Raw genomic sequence first — 271 nt, forward strand, 5'->3', positions numbered from 1 at the left:
GAAGAACACGATCGGATTCAGACGTACCTGCTCGTTTGTTTTTATTGGCGAAGCAGTACTCATTGGAGGATGACCCCATGGCAGTGAAAGCATGGCGGCTTATGGCCGCGGACTACAGACACAGCATTGCCACCCCACTTGAAGCCCGGATTCTGCGATCCTTGGCGGACTTCGGCGACGAGGTGATGAACGGCGCGGGCCAGGTTGCACGCAGGCTGGGAGCCGCTCATGGACGCCGAGCTTATTCTTAGTTGATTGAACGTTCAATAAA

Annotated in this window: 1 protein-coding gene; it reads left to right on the forward strand. The window is 55.0% G+C overall.

Features of this window, described 5'->3' with window-relative positions; genetic code table 11:
• Window positions 1-251, forward strand: a 251-nt coding sequence (locus ACLJNW_RS25230; protein WP_410961364.1) for a hypothetical protein, incomplete at its 5' end; no start/stop codon positions are given.
• Window positions 252-271: the final 20 nt, after the last annotated feature.

The organism is Salmonella sp. SAL4457 (assembly GCF_046548235.1).
GTDB lineage: Bacteria > Pseudomonadota > Gammaproteobacteria > Enterobacterales > Enterobacteriaceae > Salmonella > Salmonella enterica.